Here is a 2147-nt window from a genome sequence, read left to right on the forward strand (position 1 = left end):
CGCCTCACCACCACCGAGATCGATATCAGCCCCCTGCTCGACCTCCCCGTCATACCGCCCAACCCCCCCCCCCCCCGGCCCCCCCCCCCCCCCCCCCCCACCCCCCCCCCGCCCCCCCCCGGGGGGCCCCCCCCCGCCCCCCCCCGCCCCCCCCCCCGGGCGCCCCCCGGCGCCCCCCCCCCCCCCCCCCCACGGCGGGCAACGCGGTCCGCCCGAGGTACGGCCCCCGTTGCGGAGGCAGTGCACTCACGCGGAGGAACACCACGCACCCGCGGTGCGGATATGAGTGTCTCTCCCGGAAACCCTCGGGTAATTGCTAGGGTGCGAAGTATCCGGAACAGGTGCCGGTGGGACCGGATCCGCAGGTCGGGCCGTATACGCCGGACCGGTGCGGTGGTAGCCGGAGCGCGGCCACCGCGGCCCGCGCCACGGCGGTCTCGACAGGCACCGCGCCCGCGCGGATCGCACCGACCGGTGGATGTGGCCAGAATGAGCGGGCGTAGCCAGAATGAGCAGAGCATAGCCAGTATGCGCAGCGCGTAAACCAGGCAGCCGTGACGCGCGGCAGGGACGAGGAGCAATGACCCACAGCAACGGAACCGCCAAACCCGGCCCCGGCCCCGCCGGTCGCCCGTCGCCCGCTCCCAAACCCCGCAACCGTCCCAAACCCGGCGAGACCCACCCTTCGCCCGCGGCGATGAAACCGGCCGATCCGGCCGTCGAACATCCGCATCCGGTCGTCGTGCCCACCACCACGGACCCGAGCAAATGGGGCCGGGTCGACGAGGACGGCACCGCCTGGGTGAAGACCTCCGAGGGAGAGCGGATCGTCGGCTCCTGGCAGGCCGGTAACGCCGCCGAGGGCCTCGCGCATTTCGGCCGCCGATTCGACGACCTGGCCACCGAGGTGGCCCTGCTGGAAGCTCGCCTGGCCGCCGGTACCGATGCCCGCAAAACCAAGGCCGCGGCGCTGGCCCTGGCCGAGACGCTGCCCACCGCGGCGGTCATCGGCGATATCGAAGGGCTCGCCGCCCGGTTGCGCGCCATCGCCGAACATTCCGATGAGGCAGCCGCCCACGCCAAGGAGGAGAAGGAGCGTACCCGGCACGAGCACACCGAACGCAAGGAAGCGCTCGCCGCCGAGGCCGAGCAGATCGCCGCGGAATCCACCCAGTGGAAAGCCGCCGGCGACCGGCTGCGCGAAATCCTCGACGAGTGGAAAACCATTCGCGGCGTCGACCGCAAGGTCGACGATGCGCTCTGGCGCCGGTATTCGAAAGCCCGCGAAGCGTTCAACCGGCGCCGCGGCGCCCATTTCGCCGAACTCGACCGGGAACGCGCCGCCGCCAAGACCCGCAAGGAAGAGCTGTGTGCGCGCGCCGAGGAACTCTCCGGTTCCACCGATTGGGCGGCCACCGCCGCGGTGTTCCGGGATCTACTCGTCGAATGGAAGAACGCCGGACGTGCACCCCGCGAAGCCGACGAGGCGCTGTGGCGGCGGTTCAAGAGCGCCCAGGACGTGTTCTTCGCCGCACGCAATGCCGCGGCCTCGGAGCGGGACGCCGAATTCGCCGATAACGCCACCGCGAAGGAAGAACTGCTCAGCAGCTACGAACCGCTGATCGATCCCGATACCGACCTCGAAAGCGCCCGCGCTGCCCTGCGTGACCTGCAGGAACGCTGGGACGCCATCGGTAAGGTCCCGCGCGAGCGGATGCACGATCTGGAAAGCAGACTGCGGGCACTGGAGAAGCGGGTCCGCCAAGCCGTCGACGCCCAATGGCGCCGGACCGATCCGGAAGCGCTGGCGCGGGCCGCGCAGTTCCGCGAACGGGTCGCCCAATTCGAGGAACAGGCCGCGAAGGCCAGCGCCGCGGGTAAGACCCGCGATGCCGAAAAGGCTCTCGCGCAGGCGAAACAGTGGCGTGAATGGGCCGAGGCCGCGGAAGGCGCCGTCAGCAACCTCTGAACGTCGCGGCGGGGGGCCCCCCGCCCGAACCCCCCCGCCGACACCCCCCCCCCGCCGGGGGGCGGGGCCCCCCCGGCCGCGACGTTCTGAGGTTGCTGACGGCGCCTTCCGCGGCCTCGGCCCATTCACGCCACTGTTTCGCCTGCGCGAGAGCCTTTTCGGCATCGCGGGTCTTACC

Annotated in this window: 1 protein-coding gene; it reads left to right on the forward strand. The window is 71.9% G+C overall.

Annotated features, from left to right (window positions below; translation table 11 throughout):
* Positions 1-580 precede the first annotated feature (580 nt).
* The gene (locus QH276_RS03810) at positions 581-1969 is read left to right on the forward strand and encodes a DUF349 domain-containing protein (protein ID WP_280399868.1); all 1389 of its coding nucleotides are present in this window, start codon (positions 581-583) and stop codon (positions 1967-1969) included.
* Positions 1970-2147 lie beyond the last annotated feature (178 nt).

Source organism: Nocardia carnea, assembly GCF_029869215.1.
GTDB classification, from domain to species: Bacteria; Actinomycetota; Actinomycetes; order Mycobacteriales; family Mycobacteriaceae; genus Nocardia; species Nocardia carnea_B.